The organism is Polymorphospora sp. A560 (genome assembly GCF_045781765.1).
Classification (GTDB): Bacteria; Actinomycetota; Actinomycetes; order Mycobacteriales; family Micromonosporaceae; genus Polymorphospora; species Polymorphospora lycopeni.
Genome location: NZ_CP122282.1, coordinates 1,249,416 through 1,264,162 on the forward strand (window position 1 = coordinate 1,249,416; position 14,747 = coordinate 1,264,162).

9 protein-coding genes are annotated in these 14,747 nt (G+C 67.1%); 4 read left to right on the top strand and 5 right to left on the bottom strand.

Features of this window, described 5'->3' with window-relative positions; translation table 11 throughout:
* Positions 1-58 precede the first annotated feature (58 nt).
* Genes QCD66_RS05840 through QCD66_RS05850 form a run of 3 tightly spaced genes read left to right on the top strand, consistent with a single transcriptional unit; the run spans position 59 to position 2,777 of the window.
* A complete protein-coding gene (locus QCD66_RS05840; RefSeq protein WP_375733079.1) occupies positions 59-931 on the top strand; it encodes a DUF2637 domain-containing protein in 873 nt (290 codons plus the stop codon).
* Positions 928-1,308 carry a helix-turn-helix transcriptional regulator gene (locus tag QCD66_RS05845; protein WP_375733068.1) on the top strand — a complete coding sequence of 127 codons (381 nt, stop codon included), beginning with the start codon at positions 928-930 and terminating at the stop codon, positions 1,306-1,308. Before QCD66_RS05840 ends, QCD66_RS05845 begins: the two co-directional genes overlap by 4 nt.
* Entirely contained in the window at positions 1,305-2,777 is a 1,473-nt protein-coding gene (locus tag QCD66_RS05850; RefSeq protein WP_375733067.1) for a tyrosine-type recombinase/integrase, read from the top strand. Before QCD66_RS05845 ends, QCD66_RS05850 begins: the two co-directional genes overlap by 4 nt.
* 62 nt (positions 2,778-2,839) lie before the next feature.
* Here the strand turns inward: QCD66_RS05850 and QCD66_RS05855 are convergent, their stop codons facing one another.
* From QCD66_RS05855 to QCD66_RS05875, 5 genes are all read right to left on the bottom strand, one after another.
* Positions 2,840-4,411 carry a protein kinase domain-containing protein gene (locus QCD66_RS05855; RefSeq protein WP_375733066.1) on the bottom strand — a complete coding sequence of 524 codons (1,572 nt, stop codon included), beginning with the start codon at positions 4,409-4,411 and terminating at the stop codon, positions 2,840-2,842.
* 125 nt (positions 4,412-4,536) lie between these two features.
* Positions 4,537-7,713: a type I restriction endonuclease subunit R gene (locus tag QCD66_RS05860; protein WP_375733065.1), complete on the bottom strand. Its 3,177-nt coding sequence runs from the start codon at positions 7,711-7,713 to the stop codon at positions 4,537-4,539.
* 6 nt (positions 7,714-7,719) lie between these two features.
* Positions 7,720-9,021: a hypothetical protein gene (locus QCD66_RS05865; RefSeq protein ID WP_375733064.1), complete on the bottom strand. Its 1,302-nt coding sequence runs from the start codon at positions 9,019-9,021 to the stop codon at positions 7,720-7,722.
* Complete coding sequence (locus QCD66_RS05870; RefSeq protein WP_375733063.1) at positions 9,018-11,066, bottom strand: N-6 DNA methylase; 2,049 nt, start codon at positions 11,064-11,066, stop codon at positions 9,018-9,020. The genes QCD66_RS05865 and QCD66_RS05870 overlap by 4 nt, the downstream gene beginning before the upstream one ends.
* Positions 11,067-11,129: 63 nt before the next feature.
* A complete protein-coding gene (locus tag QCD66_RS05875; RefSeq protein ID WP_407567034.1) occupies positions 11,130-13,292 on the bottom strand; it encodes an N-6 DNA methylase in 2,163 nt (720 codons plus the stop codon).
* A 161-nt stretch (positions 13,293-13,453) separates the two neighbouring features.
* Between QCD66_RS05875 and QCD66_RS05880 the strand changes: the two genes are divergently transcribed.
* Entirely contained in the window at positions 13,454-14,680 is a 1,227-nt protein-coding gene (locus QCD66_RS05880; RefSeq protein WP_375733061.1) for a DNA sulfur modification protein DndB, read from the top strand.
* Positions 14,681-14,747 lie beyond the last annotated feature (67 nt).

A 14,747-nucleotide genomic window follows, 5' to 3' on the forward strand; every position in this document is an offset into this window, starting at 1 on the left:
CGACCGGGACGCCGGTCGGCGGTCCAGCCGGGTCGAGGGCACGGTCCAGATCGTGATCATGCTCGCGATCGGTGGGGCGGCCGGCGCGGCGTCGTTCACCCACGTACGTGACGTCGCTGCCGCTCACGGCCAGCCGGGCTGGTTGGCCTGGGCGGACGCGATCGTCCTGGAGTTGATGTCCATCGCCTCCGGGCTGGAGCTGCGCCGCCGTAAACGGGCCGGTAAGTCCACGGTGTTCCCGGCGACGGTGCTGGCCTGCGCGGTCACGCTGTCCCTCGCCGCGCAGGTGGTCGAGGCGGAGCCGTCACCGATCGGCTGGATCGCCGCCGCCGTACCCGCGCTCGGCTTCCTCGTCATGGTCAAGATCGCCCTCGGCTACGCCGACACAGCATCCGCCACCAAACAGACCGGTCCCGTCCCATCAGACGCACATGCCGGGGACCGGCCCACCACCGAAACCGCTCCACAGGACGGCCGGGACCTGTCCGCGACACCGGTCCCGGACCGAACCGTCCCCGAGCGAACGGTCCACCAACCGGGTCGGGACCGCCGTCCCAGCGGACCGGACCACCACAAGACCAGCGGACCACCCCACCAACGCCGACCCGTACGACGTGGACCGTCCCACGGCGGTCCGGCCAGCCTCGACGAGCTGCTTGCCGCCGCACGACATGCCCGCGAACGACTCGCCGCCGAGGCCCGGCCGCTGACCCGCGCCGCCCTGGCCGAAGCCCTACGCACGGCGGGGTTCCCGGTGTCGAACACCAGGGCATCGCACCTGCTGAAGATCCTCAAAACCGAACAGCCACCGGCCCCTGCCGCACCCGTGCCGGACCGGCCCGTCCCGGCAGCCGGCCTCACGCCAGCACCGCTCACCAACCCGTCCGTACGACACCCAGCCATTCCACATCCAGGAGACGCCACACCATGAGCGCCAACCCGATCCCGACCAACCCGACCACTCCACGCCGGCCATCCGGCGGGGTGTGGACCGCCGAGCGGATTCGCGCGCTCGGCGCGACCACCGACCTGCCCACCGCCGCGGCCGTACTCGGTATCAGCCGGTCCCAGGCGTACCGGCTGGCCGCCACCGACACCTTCCCCACACCCGTCATCCGCGCCGGCAACCGGATCATCGTCCCAGTCGCCGGCCTGCTCCGCCTCCTCCTACTCGACAACCCCGACCCCGACGGCCAGCGACTTGATCCGGTCGCTGAGACGAGCGTGGATGCAACGGACACGCCACCAGCGGACTACCGCCACCACCGCTGGCGGCACCGCGCCGAGCACCCGGGAGACGATGAGTGAAGGGCACCACCTTCAAACGCTGCGGCTGCCGCGACACCACCGGCCGGCGACTGGGCCAATCCTGCCCCCAGCTCCGCCGGGCCGGCGGTGCCTGGTCCCGTAACCACGGCAACTGGCACTGGCAGATCGAAATCCCCGCCCGCGCCGACGGCACCCGCCGCCCCCTACGCCAAGGCCCCCACCCCAGCCAAGCCGACGCCGAAGCCGTCCTCGACCGCATCCGGGCCGCGCTTACCGTCCCCGACCCCACCGACACCTACGCCACCACCAAAACCGGCGACCTCATCGAAACCGCCGTCAAGACCGGCGCACCCATCCCCACCCCCGACCAGATCCGCCGCGCCCTGCACCTCGACATCACCCCCACCGAACTACCCACCATGGCGACCTACCTGCACAGTTGGCTCGCCGGGCGCAAGGGCATCAAGCAAGGCACCGTACGCACCTACGAAGCCCACATCCGCCTCTACCTGATCCCGTACCTCGGCCACCTACGCATCGACCGACTCCGCCCCGGCCACATCGACGCCATGTACGACGCCATCGACGAACGCAACACCACCATCGACACCCTGCGCGCCAGCCCCGACCCCGCCAAACGCGACCAGGTCAAAGGCCAACGCACCGTCGTACCCGCCACCATGCACCGCATCCGCGCCACCCTGCGCAAAGCCCTCAACGACGCCATCCGCCGCCACCGACTCATCGACATCAACCCCGCCACCATGATCGAACTACCCCGGGCCCGGGCACCCAAGCCCACCATCTGGACCGACCAACGCATAAAGACCTGGCGCGACACCGGCAAGACCCCCAGCCGCGTCATGATCTGGACCCCCGAACACACCGGCCGATTCCTCGACCACACCCACGACGCCGGCGACCGCCTCTACGCCCTCTACCACCTCGTCACCTTCACCGGCCTACGCCGAGGCGAAGCCTGCGGCCTGCACTGGGACGACCTCGACCTCGACAACCGCACCCTCACCGTCCGCTGGCAACTCGTCCAACACGGCTGGGCCACCGCCATCGACACACCCAAAACCGCCGACAGCGAAGGAGCCGTAGCCCTCGACGCCGAAACCGTCGCCGTCCTACGCGCCCACCGGACCCGGCAACACCGCGAACGCCTCGCCGCCGGCGAGAACTGGACCAAGTCAGGGCTGGTCTTCACCACCCCGACCGGCAACCCACTACACCCCGCCGACGTCACCGACCACTTCCACCACCTCGCCGCCCAAGCCGGCCTACCACCCATCCGACTCCACGACCTCCGCCACGGCGCCGCCACCATGGGCCTCGCCGCCGGAGTCCAGATGAAAGTCATCTCCAACCGACTCCGCCACTCCAGCCCACACTTCACCGCCAAGTACTACGGCGACGTCCTACCCGAACTCTCACACGCCGCCGCCGAAGCAACCGCCGCCGTCGTCCCACGACGGCGGGGACCGGGGGAGAAGACGGCGTAGCTCGTCAGCCTGCAGCGGGCGGTCCATCAGGCAGGATGTGCGCCCCGGGTTCCGTTGCCGGGCTAACGGTCTTCGGCTATCCGGAGGCGGGCCAGAATCTCGCCGACCTCTAGGGTCTCCTCGTGATCTGGGCCGTACAGCACGAACAGGTCGTCGTACAACTTCACGAGCTCCGCTTTTCCCTCTTCGATGTCCCGCTCGGCGAGAAGAAGGGTGCCGATCTCGAAGCGCAGTTTCAGTGCGGTGCTGGAGCCGTCGCCCTCGGTCGCTCGTACGTGCTTCAAGACCTGGCGGAACTGGCGTAGCGCGGCGGTGGCTTGACCAAGTTCGGCCCGGCAGTGGGCCGCCTGCCGCAGACATGCCATCGCCTCGTCGCTGTGCGGCCCCTGGGTTCGTGCGAACGCCGCGGCGAGCGAGTCGAACTCCGGTAGTGCCTTGCGGTAGTCACCACCGAGGACGAGGATCGCTGCCCGACGCTGCCGCAAATGCAGCACACGTAGGCTCTCCAGCCCGAGTTGGGCAGCCGCGGGCTCGATGACCTGTTGCAGGGCCTCGGCGGCCTGAGCGAAGCGCCCGTCGGCGAGCAGGTCGTTGGAGTGCCCCACGGCGTCATTGATCGCGTTGCGGAGCGCCGTGGCGGCGACGGCGTTCGGCGGCGTGACCGGGACGACCGGCCTGTCGGTGGCTGCGGGGACGGGCTCGGTCCGGGGGCGGGGCGAGTTGGGACGGCGATAGAGCAGCGTCGGATCCGGTACCGCCGCGAGCGGCTCTGCCGCCGGCGTCGCGGCCCCGGGCAGCGGGAGGAACGGTAGTAGCTGTTCGTAGACGTCGTAGGCGTCACGGGGCCGCTGTTCAGGCGTCTTCGCCGTCAGCTGGAGCACCAGCCGTTCGACGGCCTCGGGCACATCGGTGCGCAGCTTGCGTAGTGGCACCGGAGTGTCGTAGACGTGTTGCCGCATGAGTTCGAACTCGTTGGTGCCGTCGAACATCGGCCTGCCGGCGAGGAGTTCGTGCAGGAGGCAGCCGAGGGCGTACAGGTCGCTCTGCGGGGTGACCTGGGCACCCTTGGTCTGTTCGGGGGGCATGTACCGGTGGGTGCCCAGCGCCTGGCCGGGCACGGTGATGCGGGTGACGTCGGTACGCAGGATCGCGGCGATGCCGAAATCGAGAACCTTCACCGTGCCGGCATCGGTCACGAGTACGTTGTCGGGCTTGAGGTCGCGGTGCACCACGGGGATGGCGTGGGCGTGGGAGAGCACCGTGCAGATCTGCGCGGCGACCGCCACGGCCCATGGGACAGGTAGCGGCTGACTCGGATTGATGTAGGCCCGCAGGGAGGTGCCGCGGACGTACTCCATGACCAGGTAGACCCGGTCGTACGACTGGTCGAGCACGGCGTCGTAGACCTGCGGCACGCCGTGGTGCTGGATCCGGGCGGTGACGCGCGCCTCGCGGCGGAAGCGTCGAGCGAACTCATCGGCTTCCTCCGGGGAGGAGGTGATGTCGGTGCGGATCAGCTTGACGGCGACCTCGCGGTCGAGTACGCCGTCGTATCCGCGCCAGACCTGCCCCATGCCACCGGAGCGGAGCTGCTCGACCAACTCGTATCGACCGGCGATAGGCTCTGCCCCCACTGTCACCCCCGCGCGTTGGGCTGTACTTCAGGGTGCCAGTGTTCCGGTTGGACAGTGCCTCGTCCAGGGCCGCCGGGCCAATCGGGCCGGGCGGCAGCCGGGGCCCTGGACGAAGGGCAGGGTCGTCAGGCGGCGTCGTCGATCACGCCTTCCTGGCGGCGGATCATCTGCCAGGCGGCGCTACGGGCGCTGCGGTTGAGCGAGCTACGGAAGTTCTGCTGCGGGTCGAAGTACTTGCGTCCCAACTCAGCCGTGGTGTCGAAGTGGTCCATCATCTTGTCTTCGAAGACCGGGTCGAAGACATGGCCGAAGTTCTCCTCGTCGTTGGCGACCGCGGCCAGCCGCACCTTGGGATCGGCGAGTGCCTCGTTGAAGGGCTTGATGACGTCCTGCTCGGTGAACTCGGTGCCGTACTTCTCGTTGAACCGCTCGATGATCTCCGACAGCAGCGACTTCTCCGACTCCTTGGCGCCGCCGGACCCGTCACCGAACCCCTTCATGTCGGTCGGGCCTTCCGGGACCAGGCTGACGTCGTGCTCGCCCGTCTTCTCCACCCGCAGGTGGCTGAGGTCGACCTCGCCGATGTCCACGCCGCCGTCGTCGCGGCGGGGCAACCGGTTGAGTAGATACCGTCCGTAGAGGTAGAGGCGCTCCAGCTCCGTGTCGGCGTACGGGACGATCCCGGAGAGGAAGCTGTACTTGCGGACGTAGTCGTTCAGGTCGGCCCGGAAGGTCTCGGCCGTCTCCTGGTCGTCCTCGTCGTCGCCGTTGAGCAGGTCGGCGAAGCGGGTGACCGCCGGGTCCAGGTGCCGGTACAGCTCAGCGTGCAGCTTCTCCCACTTGGCGGCGTTGCCGGAGGCCTGCTCGTCGGCGGCCAGGTAGGCCGCCGCGAATGCGAGCATCTCCTCGTCGACGAGGATCGGCGCGGACATGACCTTGCTCTGCGCCGTGTAGAGCAGGTTCGGGTCCGCCGGCAGGGTGGCGGCTTCCTCGAAGTACGGCCGGAAGGACTCCTTGATGTCCTCCGCGTCGTTGACGAAGTCCAGCACCGCCAGGTCGGACTGGCTCTTGCGATCCGCGGTGCGGTTGAGCCGGGACAGGGTCTGCACGGCGGAGATGCCCATCAGCTTCTTGTTGACGTACATCGTGGTGAGCAACGGCTGGTCGAAGCCGGTCTGGTACTTCTCCGCCACGACCAGGATCCGGTACTCTGGCTGCCCCACCGCACCGGCCTGCGCGGCCTTGTCGTCCGCTCGGATGTAGGCGAACGCCTTCGGCAGCGCGCTCTCCGGCAGACCACCGTTCTCCTTAGCCTCGGTGATCTCCTCGTCGTCGTAGGTGAGGGTGCCGGAGAAGGCCACCAGGACACCGGGGTCCGGGTAGCCGCGATCGGCGACGTACTTCTTTATCGACCGGCCCATCTGCACCGCACTGTGCCGGGAGGCGGTCACCACCATGGCCTTTGCCCGGCGACCGAGCCGGCCGGCGGTGTGGCCGAAGAAGTGCTCGACGACGACCTGGGCGTGCTGGGCGACGGTCGAGTCATGGGTGAGGGCGTACCGGGCCAGCAGCGGGTTCGCCTTGGCCGGGTCGACCTTGCGCTCGTCCGGGTTCTCGTTGACCAGCTTCCAGTAAGTGTTGTAGGTGACGTAGTTGCGTAGCGGATCGAGGATGAAGCCCTCCTCGATCGCCTGCCGCATCGAGTAGGTATGGAACGGGTGGTACTTCCCGTCCTCGCCGAGCGTGCCGAAGTCCAGCAGCGTCTTGTGTTTCGGCGTGGCGGTGAACGCGAAGTAGGAGAGGTTGGCGGCGCGTTGCCGCTTCTTCGCGTTGGCCTTGAGCTGTGCCTCGACGTCAGAAGCCGGCGACGCGCTGGTCACGCCAGGGTCGTCGGAGTCAGCGTCCAGACCCAGGTCACGCAGCACCGCCCGGACGGAGGAGGCCGCATCACCGGACTGGGACGAGTGTGCCTCGTCGATGACGATCGCGAACCGGCTGCCCTGGATCTCGGTGGGGTTCCGCTTCAGGTATTCGACCAGAGCGGGGAAGGTGTGCAGCGTGACGGTGACGATCTTGCCGGTCTCGCGGGAGAGTGCCTTCGCGAGCTGTTCGGACTTCGCTCCTTGGCTTTCGTCGATCTTCACGACCAGGCCGGCGGTCTGCTCGAAGCTGCCGACCGTCTCACGGAGCTGGGCGTCCAGGTTCCGGCGGTCCGTGATGATGATGACCTTGTCGAAGACGGACGAGCCCGGCTTCAGGCCGGCCTTGACCGCATCCGCGTCCAGTTCGGCCACATCGCTGGGCGTGTGCAGTGACGACAGGCGGTGGCTGAGCCAGGCGATCGTGTTCGACTTCCCCGATCCCGCCGAAGCCATGATCAGGTAGTTGTGTCCGGCACCGTGCCGGGCCGCGTGCGCCGTCAACTTCTTGACCGCGTGCCACTGGTGGTAGCGGGGGAAGATCAAGGACTTTCGGGTACGGCCGTCCGCACCCTTCTCCTTGTGCAGGTGGACGAAGCGCTCCAGCAGGTCGAGCCAGTTGTCCCGCTGCCAGATCTCCTCCCACAGATATGAGGTTGTGTAGGTGCCGAACGTGGTGGCCGGAGGGTTGCCCTTGCCGCCCGGCCGGCCCGGTCCCTCCGAGCCGGTGTTCAACGGCAGGAACCGGGTCGGTTTGCCCCGCAACTGGGTGGTGACGAAGACCAGGTCGGGGTCCACAGCGAAGTTGGCGATCACTCGACGCGAGAAGATCAGCTCGGTCGGGTCCCGCTCGGTCCGGTACTGCTCCTTGGCATGCTCGACCCCCGAACCGGTCAGCGGGTTCTTCAACTCCGCCGTTGCCACCGGGATGCCGTTCAGGAACAGGGTGAGGTCGAGGCGGTTGCCCCGGTCGGCCTGCTTGGTGGCGTACGCCAACTCCTTGACGACGGTGAGCCGGTTCCGTCGGTAGTCGGCGAGGATGTCCTCCGACTCCACGAAGGACGGCTTGAAGTACGCAACTCGAATGCGAACCCCGTGGTCCTTCACGCCCTTGCGGAGTACGTCGAGCAGCCCGTCCGTGGTGATCGCCTGGTCGAGCCGCTTGATGAACCCACGCTGCGCGGCGTCCCGGTCATCGCCGTAGAAGGTAACCAGGTTCTCCCACTCATCGGCCTGGGTGGCCCCGATGAAGGTGAAGAGTTGATGAGTGTCCAGGCCGAGGTCGGGACGGTAGTCGGTGTTGCTGCCAAGCTCCCATTCGCCGGCGAGGAGAGAAGCAACGATCGCATCACCGAAGGCGGACTCGTGGTGGATGGGGCTCATAAGTCGTCAGCCCTCGATCCCTCGTCCGCTCGCCGACGACACATCAATCTGCCCGGTCACCGTTGCCGTAATCAATGCTCGCTTTCTCTCTGTGAGAAGTGAAAGCTGGGACTGTACTTTCGCTCGCAAATCTCGCGTGATTTCCCATGCTCGACCCATTCGCGACACCAAATCTCGCTGTCGATCAAGGTTGATTGTTGGTATAGGCCATTCCTTAACTTCTTCGAATCGAATATTGGCCATCGACTGAGAAGCGCCGTTCGATACCGCTGAGCAGAGGTTTCGTATTCGGCTTCCGCGAGCAATGGTGGCCACGTAATGCGGATCAAGGGTGGGTAGGATATCTACGCGGAATATTTTATCCGAAAGTAGTAACTTTCTCCGGGTTGAGGGTACGACCGCAGTTGCCCCAACCAGTTGAGGTGTATTTGCGCGCGTGATAAGAAGATCGCCCTGCTGTACTTCGTGGCGCGCATCGGGAATCGAGTCCGCTGGGAGGCGCTTATTTTCGCCTGGGAAGAACTGTCCGGGCCTAAGGCAGCTTACCCTTAGGACTCCCCACTCCTCTTCTGTTGCGGGGACGGCTTCACACTGCGGGCTGGAGCCCTGCTCCACTCCCACTACGTATCTACGAAACGGTAGGGTGCCGGCCTCGTCTAAAAGCAGGTCTAGCTCCGCGTCCAGGATGGCGGTATCCCGTTCCTCGATGCCGGCGACGACTTGGCGCTGCAGGTTGATAAGTTGATCGATGCGAGAAGTTTCGGCGTCGAGGAAATCAGCCAGCTGGCGTTGCTCCTCGATTCCCGGATATGCCCACGGTGAAGAGAATAGAGCTCCTGTGTCGAGGTTCTGTATTCCTGTAGTTTGCTTGATCGCGCTTTGTGTTAGCCCTTGGTTATATGCGGCGGCAAATGAATAGGATAAGAATCTTGGGTCTATTGTGTGGGCGGGCGTTAGTCTAGAGCAGAAATTTGAGCAAACGGCTGGCTCGGAAAGATCGAAAATAACCGCCAACCCCACCGGCTGTTTCTCGCCTCCGCCAGACTTCTCGAGAATTAGGTCGCCGGGGCGGAGCATATGGCGGGTTAAGGTGGCATCGTCAATGCTTCTGTGTGGCAGACGCTCCTTGCTTACTCGTTGCCGGGTGCGGTCGAAATCGGCTGCCCGAACGCAGAAGACATCTGTCCCGTCACCGAGCGGATCATCTCCCCATACGCCGTTGGCGGATGAGTTGATCATGTCCTTCAGGCGTCCGCGCCTCCAGTGGCTCGGAGCGGCTGTAACCCAGGGCAATTTTGTCGAATTCACCGCGTCACCTCTCCGAGGAGAATCTGGATTTCTGCCTCCAGCGCCTTTAGCTCGGCATCGATCTCGGCGAGTGGCCTTGGTGGCTTGTAGACGTAGAAGTGGCGGGTGAAGGGGATCTCGTAGCCAATCTTCGTCTTTTCGTGGTCGATCCAGGCGTCCGAGACGTGTGGGAGCACCTCGCGGCGCAGGTACTCCTCGACGTCCTCGTCGAGTGGCACGTTCTCGTAGTCGCGGAGGTCCGTGTCGGGCTCGGGGCTGCCCTTGACTAGCTGCACCTCGCCCTCGGGGTCGCGTACGCCGACGATGTCCCTCAGCGCCTTCTGAAAGGCGGTGCCGGCGGGCCAGAGAACGCCGGCCTCGGCCATCGCGGAGCGCAGCGCGTCCCACGCTGCCCGCTTCGTCGGCCACACCTGCCCGAGCAGCGGCTTCAAGGCGGCGGTCAGCGCGTCGACGTCCGAAACCTTCTGGATCGGCTTCGAGGTCGCGAGTGCGGTCAGCGTCTCCTCGGTGACCTCGAAGCGGAGCTTCAGCGGGCGTTCGACGGTGATGCGGCGGTAGCCGAAGTCCTCGTTGGCGAAGACCTTGACCTTGCCGTGCAGGGCGTGGTCAGGGTTCTGGGCGACGTCGAGCGCCTCCGCATAGAGCCGGGTGATGTCCCTGATCTGGTCGGCGGTGAGGTACTTGCGCTTGTCGCCCAGCGACTTGCGCATCTTGGCGAACTGGTCGCGGGCGTCGAGCAGGACGACCTTGCCGCGGTGGCCCTTGGCCTTGCGGTTGGTCAGGATCCAGAAATACGTGGAGATGCCCGTGTTGTAGAAGAGTTGGTCGGGCAGGGCGACGATGCCCTCCAGCCAGTCGTTCTCCAGGATCCACTGCCGGATCCGGGACTCACCCGACTCGGCAGCGCCGGTGAAGAGCGGCGAGCCGTTGAAGACGATGGCGATCCGGCTGCCGCCCTTGCCATCCGCGGTGACCGGCTTCATCTTCGAGATCATGTGCTGAAGGAAGAGCAGTGAGCCGTCGTTGATGCGCGGCAGGCCGGCGCCGAAGCGGCCGCTCTCGCCCAGCGTCTCGTACTCGTGCTCGATGTCGTCCTTGACCTTCTTCCACTCCACGCCGAATGGTGGGTTGGCCAGCAGGTAGTCGAAGTGGGCGCCGCGATGGCCGTCGTCGCTGAACGAGTTGCCGAACTTGATGTTCTCCGGGTCCTGGCCCTTGATCATCATGTCGGAGCGGCAGATCGCCCAGGACTCGGGGTTGAGCTCCTGGCCGAAGACGGTGACCGTCGCGGACGGGTTGAGCTTGGTGATGTGCTCCTCGGCCGCCGACAGCATGCCGCCGGTGCCGCAGGCCGGGTCCATCACCGTGCGGGAGGTGCCCGGGATGCTGAGCGCGTCGTCGTCGGGGGCGATCAGCAGGTTCACCATCAGTTCGATGACCTCGCGCGGGGTGAAGTGTTCACCGGCGGTCTCGTTCGACTGTTCCGCGAACCGTCGGATCAGCTCCTCGAAGACGTACCCCATCTGGTGGTTGGAGACGTTGACCTTGGGTTGGCCGTGGTCGTCGGTGAGGATCTCGCCGGTCTGCTTGTTGCGCTGGAACGGGTCCAGGTCCAGGTCCGCGAAGCGGCCGACGACCTGGTAGAGCAGGTTGGCACTCTCCAGCCGGCGGATCTGCTGCGGCAACTCGTACCGGTGCAGCACCTCCTGCGCGTTGTCGGAGAACGCCCCGATGTAGGCGAGCAGGTGCTTCGCGGTCTGGCTCGGGTCGGCGACGATCGACTTCAGCGTGTAGGTGCCGACGTTGTAGAAGCTGTGGCCGGAGGCCCGGCGCAGGAAGCGGGCCACGTCGACGTCCTGGCCTTCGAACCTCTGGTACGTCTCCCGTACCTTGTCCCGGGTCGGTTGCAGGACGCACTCGAGGCGGCGGAGCACGGTGAGCGGCAGGATGACCTTGCCGTAGTCGGACTGCTTGTAGTCGCCGCGGAGGAGGTCGGCGACCGACCAGGCGTGGTTCGCCAGTTCGGTGTGCTTGCTGGTGCTCAACGGATTCCTTCCGGTGTGCCGGTCCGGCTTGTGGGACGGATGGGAGCTGTCGTGTTCGACCTGTCAGGTCGAGGATGTGGCTGTCTCCGGCGGGAGCAGCGCGCCGCCGGTGAGGCCGGTGGCCAGGGTGCGCGCGGTTTCGTCGGCCAGGCGGTTGGCGATGTCCGCCGCTGCGCGTAGCGCATTGAGTTGACGGAACGCTCGGCCGTACCGCTGCTGTTCGGCGAGGGGGAGTAGCGGGACCCGTAGGCGTCGGGGGTCGACCCGCACGATGGTGGTGCCGGACGACGCGGCCTTGAGGTTGTCTTCGGCGGCCAGGAAGCCGGCGAGGAACCACGGATCGAGGCGTGCCGGGTCGGGACGTAGCAGGTAGAGATGCCGGCCGAGAAGCTTGCCGGCGTCGTTGGTGTCCGCGACGCGGGTGGTGCCGCCGCCGGGCAGCATTTCGGGGAGGATGACGTCGCCCTCCTGAAGGGTGATCTCCTCACCCGAGGGCTCGTCCTTTGTCGCGCCGGAGGCGGGCCGGCGTGACACCACGTCCCGGGCGGTGAGCGTGCGGGACACGAGAGAGTCGTGGATGGTCGGGCCAGAAACGCGGGTCGCCGGCGCGGCGCGGAGCAGTTGCAGGGCGTCGCCGCGCAGCAGGTCGGCGACGGTGGCGGTACGCCAGGCGACGGGATCCGCGCCGATCGGTGGCCAGGACTGGCCGCCGCTGAGGGTCATCAGCCCGGACGCAGCCCGACGTAGCCGGTTGCGTAGCTCGTGTGCGATCTCGGCGACCTCGTCGGGCTTCGCGGACACCGGTGTGGCTCGGACGTGGCGGGTCGGGGTGAGGTCGGTTGCCTCGTCGAGCAGGTCGATGACGGCTACCGCTCGCGCCGTGCCGGGAACCGAATCGAAGCTGTCGGGGGCCCGGTCGAAGGCGTGCCAGGTGGCGAGCACGATATTGCGAAGTGTCTCCCAGTCCGATGGAGGGCGCTTGCCCGTACCGTTGCCTGTCCGACTGGTGTCGGACGGGACGGTGTCGAGGAAGAGGATGTGCTGCGGAAGGGGTGCCTGTGGGAGCGGTTGTTCGAGCAGCCACAGGTGAAGGCCGATGTGCAGGGGTTGCGCGACACCGGCGGGCAGGGCGACGACCGCTCGCAGCGCTCCGCTGCGCACCAACTCGGCCCTGATCCGGCGCCCTGACGAGCGTTCGGCAGCGGCGGGCGGCATGAGCAGGACGGCGCTCCCGCCCGGCGCCAGGTGTGCGAGGCAGTGCTGCAACCAGGCGAGTTCCGACTCGTTCCGGGGCGGGAGGCCGAACATCCAGCGCGGGTCGTACGCCAGGTCGTCGTGGCCCCAGTCGCGGTGGCCGTACGGTGGCGCGCAGAGTACGGCGCCTGCCATCAGGTTCGGGAACGCGTCGGCGCGCAGGCTGTCGCCGTCGCGTACCTGAGTCTCTGTTGCCTTGGCCTGGACAAGCAGGCGTGCGGCGGCCTGCGCCGCCTGCGCCGGCACGATGTCCTGGCCGTACAGATTCCGCGCCCCACGGGTGGCGGCGGACAGGAGCAGGCTGCCGCCGCCGCAGGCGGGGTCGAAGACCGTGTCCGGGTACGGCTCACCGGGGGCGGCGACGAGGTCGGCCATAAGTTCGGCCACCGGCGCAGGGGTCTGGTATGTGCTGCTGGCCTTGGTGTCGTCGACGTCGCCTTCGACAAGTGCCTCAAGCGTCCGCGTGGCTCCTTCCTCCGCGACACTGTGCACCAGCGTGCGCACCAGTCCGGCCACGGCGGCGTGGCGGGAAAGGTTGCCGGTGCCGGGGATGTCGTCGGCGTACGACCGGGTCGCCTCGTCCACCCATGTGGACAGTCGATCATCGGAGAGTCCGGCGACCTTCTGTCGCTCGGTGTCGTTGATGCGACTCATGGCGACGACGAGCGGGAGAAGTCTGCTTCGGTGGCCGAGAGTGGATCCGGAAGTGCGTAGGGCGGTGCGTAGGTCGTCGGCGGGGGAACTGGCGGGCAGCTGTCCACGTGCGGCCAGCCAGGTCCGAACAGCCTCGAGATCGTAGGCCGGGCTGGCCTCCGTCCCGCCTGACGGGGCGGGAAAGTCCGGGTGACGCCGCCGCCAGTTGCTCACCGTGGCGCGCGTGACGCCGGCCAGCCGGGAGATCTCGGCGGCGGTTACCTGGGCGGGTTGCGACATCGTCGTCCTGTCGGTCGTGGTGCTGCTCGTCGCACACATTACACGATCTCCAACCGACGTAAACGGTTTGACACTGCTTTCACGGCGACGTGTGCTAGGGTCGCTTTCAGTTGAGCGGCTGGCCTGTTCCTCTTGGCCGCCGCTGATTCCCCTGCCCGAGTGCCAACACTGGGCCACCATCCCCCTCAGGAGGACCCTTCGTGTCCATCACCATGCCGACCGCGGCCGTCGAAGGCATCCAGCTGACCGTCACGCCCTTCCGCAGCGACGCGGTGATCGGCACGATCGGGCTGCCGGCGCTCCTGCAACTCGTCCCCTCGCCGAAACTAGAGGAGGACAAGCGGGCCATGAAGTTCTCGCCCGGGTCGATGCGCCGCCACGCCGAGATCCGCTCCCTGGTCCAGCGCACCCTCAAGGCGACGCAGAAGGGCCGCAACGTCGCCGGCTACGCCCGCTACATCGCCTCAGGCATCAACGGCGACTTCGGCTCCGGCTGGTCCACCCCACCGATCACCCTGTGGCTCGCCGACGAGCCCGGTGCCGTCAGCGAGGAACTCATCCCCGGCAGCGGCATCCGGAAGATCACCCTCCTGGCCGGTTCACCCGTCGTCGCGATCGACGGCGAAACCCAGGTGACCGCCCTCCACGAGCTGTACGACGACCCCGAGCAGTACGGCACCACCTACCAGAAGCTCGGCGCGGTACGGCTGCCCTTTGAGCTCTACTGGGGACTGAGCGTCGAGGACGCCCGGCAGATCTTCTACGACCGCAACGTCGAAGGCGTCCCGGTCGCGAAGAACCTCGCCATGTCCATGGACCAGCGGGACTTCGGCACCCAGCTCGCCCACCGCATCGCCGAGGCCGTCAAGGTCGAACACGACGGGAAGATGATCCCCTTCAGCACCCTCGTCCAGGCCCGCAAGCGGCAGCTCACCAAGACCGACCCGGAACTGATCACCCTCTCCGCGCTCCGGGTCCTCGTCATCACCGCCATCTACGGCCGCACCGGGCTCGCCCTGTCCTCGGCCACCATCCGCACCACCGACCTCCCCACGACCACGACCGCCGAGCAGGTCGAACGGCGCCTTGTGCCACTGCTGTCCACCCTGCTCACCCACCTCTACCCCCAACTCGTCGCCCGTACCGCGGCCTCCGCCCCGGCCGTGCTCGCCGGCATCGGCATCGCCGCCCACCAGGCCACCGACTGGGCCACCACCGGCATCCCGCTCACCGACACCGACCTGCTCGACCTGCTGTCCGGCATCCGCTGGGAGCGGGAGGCCCGCTACTGGGACGGCATCGCCGCGAGCGCGAACTCCGTCGGCGTCCTCAACTTCGGCGGCGGCGCCAAGGACTCCGGTGGCAGGGTCGCCGACGCCATCCTCTACCCCGACACCGAAAGCGGCAGCAAGATCCGCGGCCGGTAACGGCACCACCCCGAGACGCGCCACGCTGTGCCGCCGGCCCACCGCTGACGGCACAGCGACCCGTCAC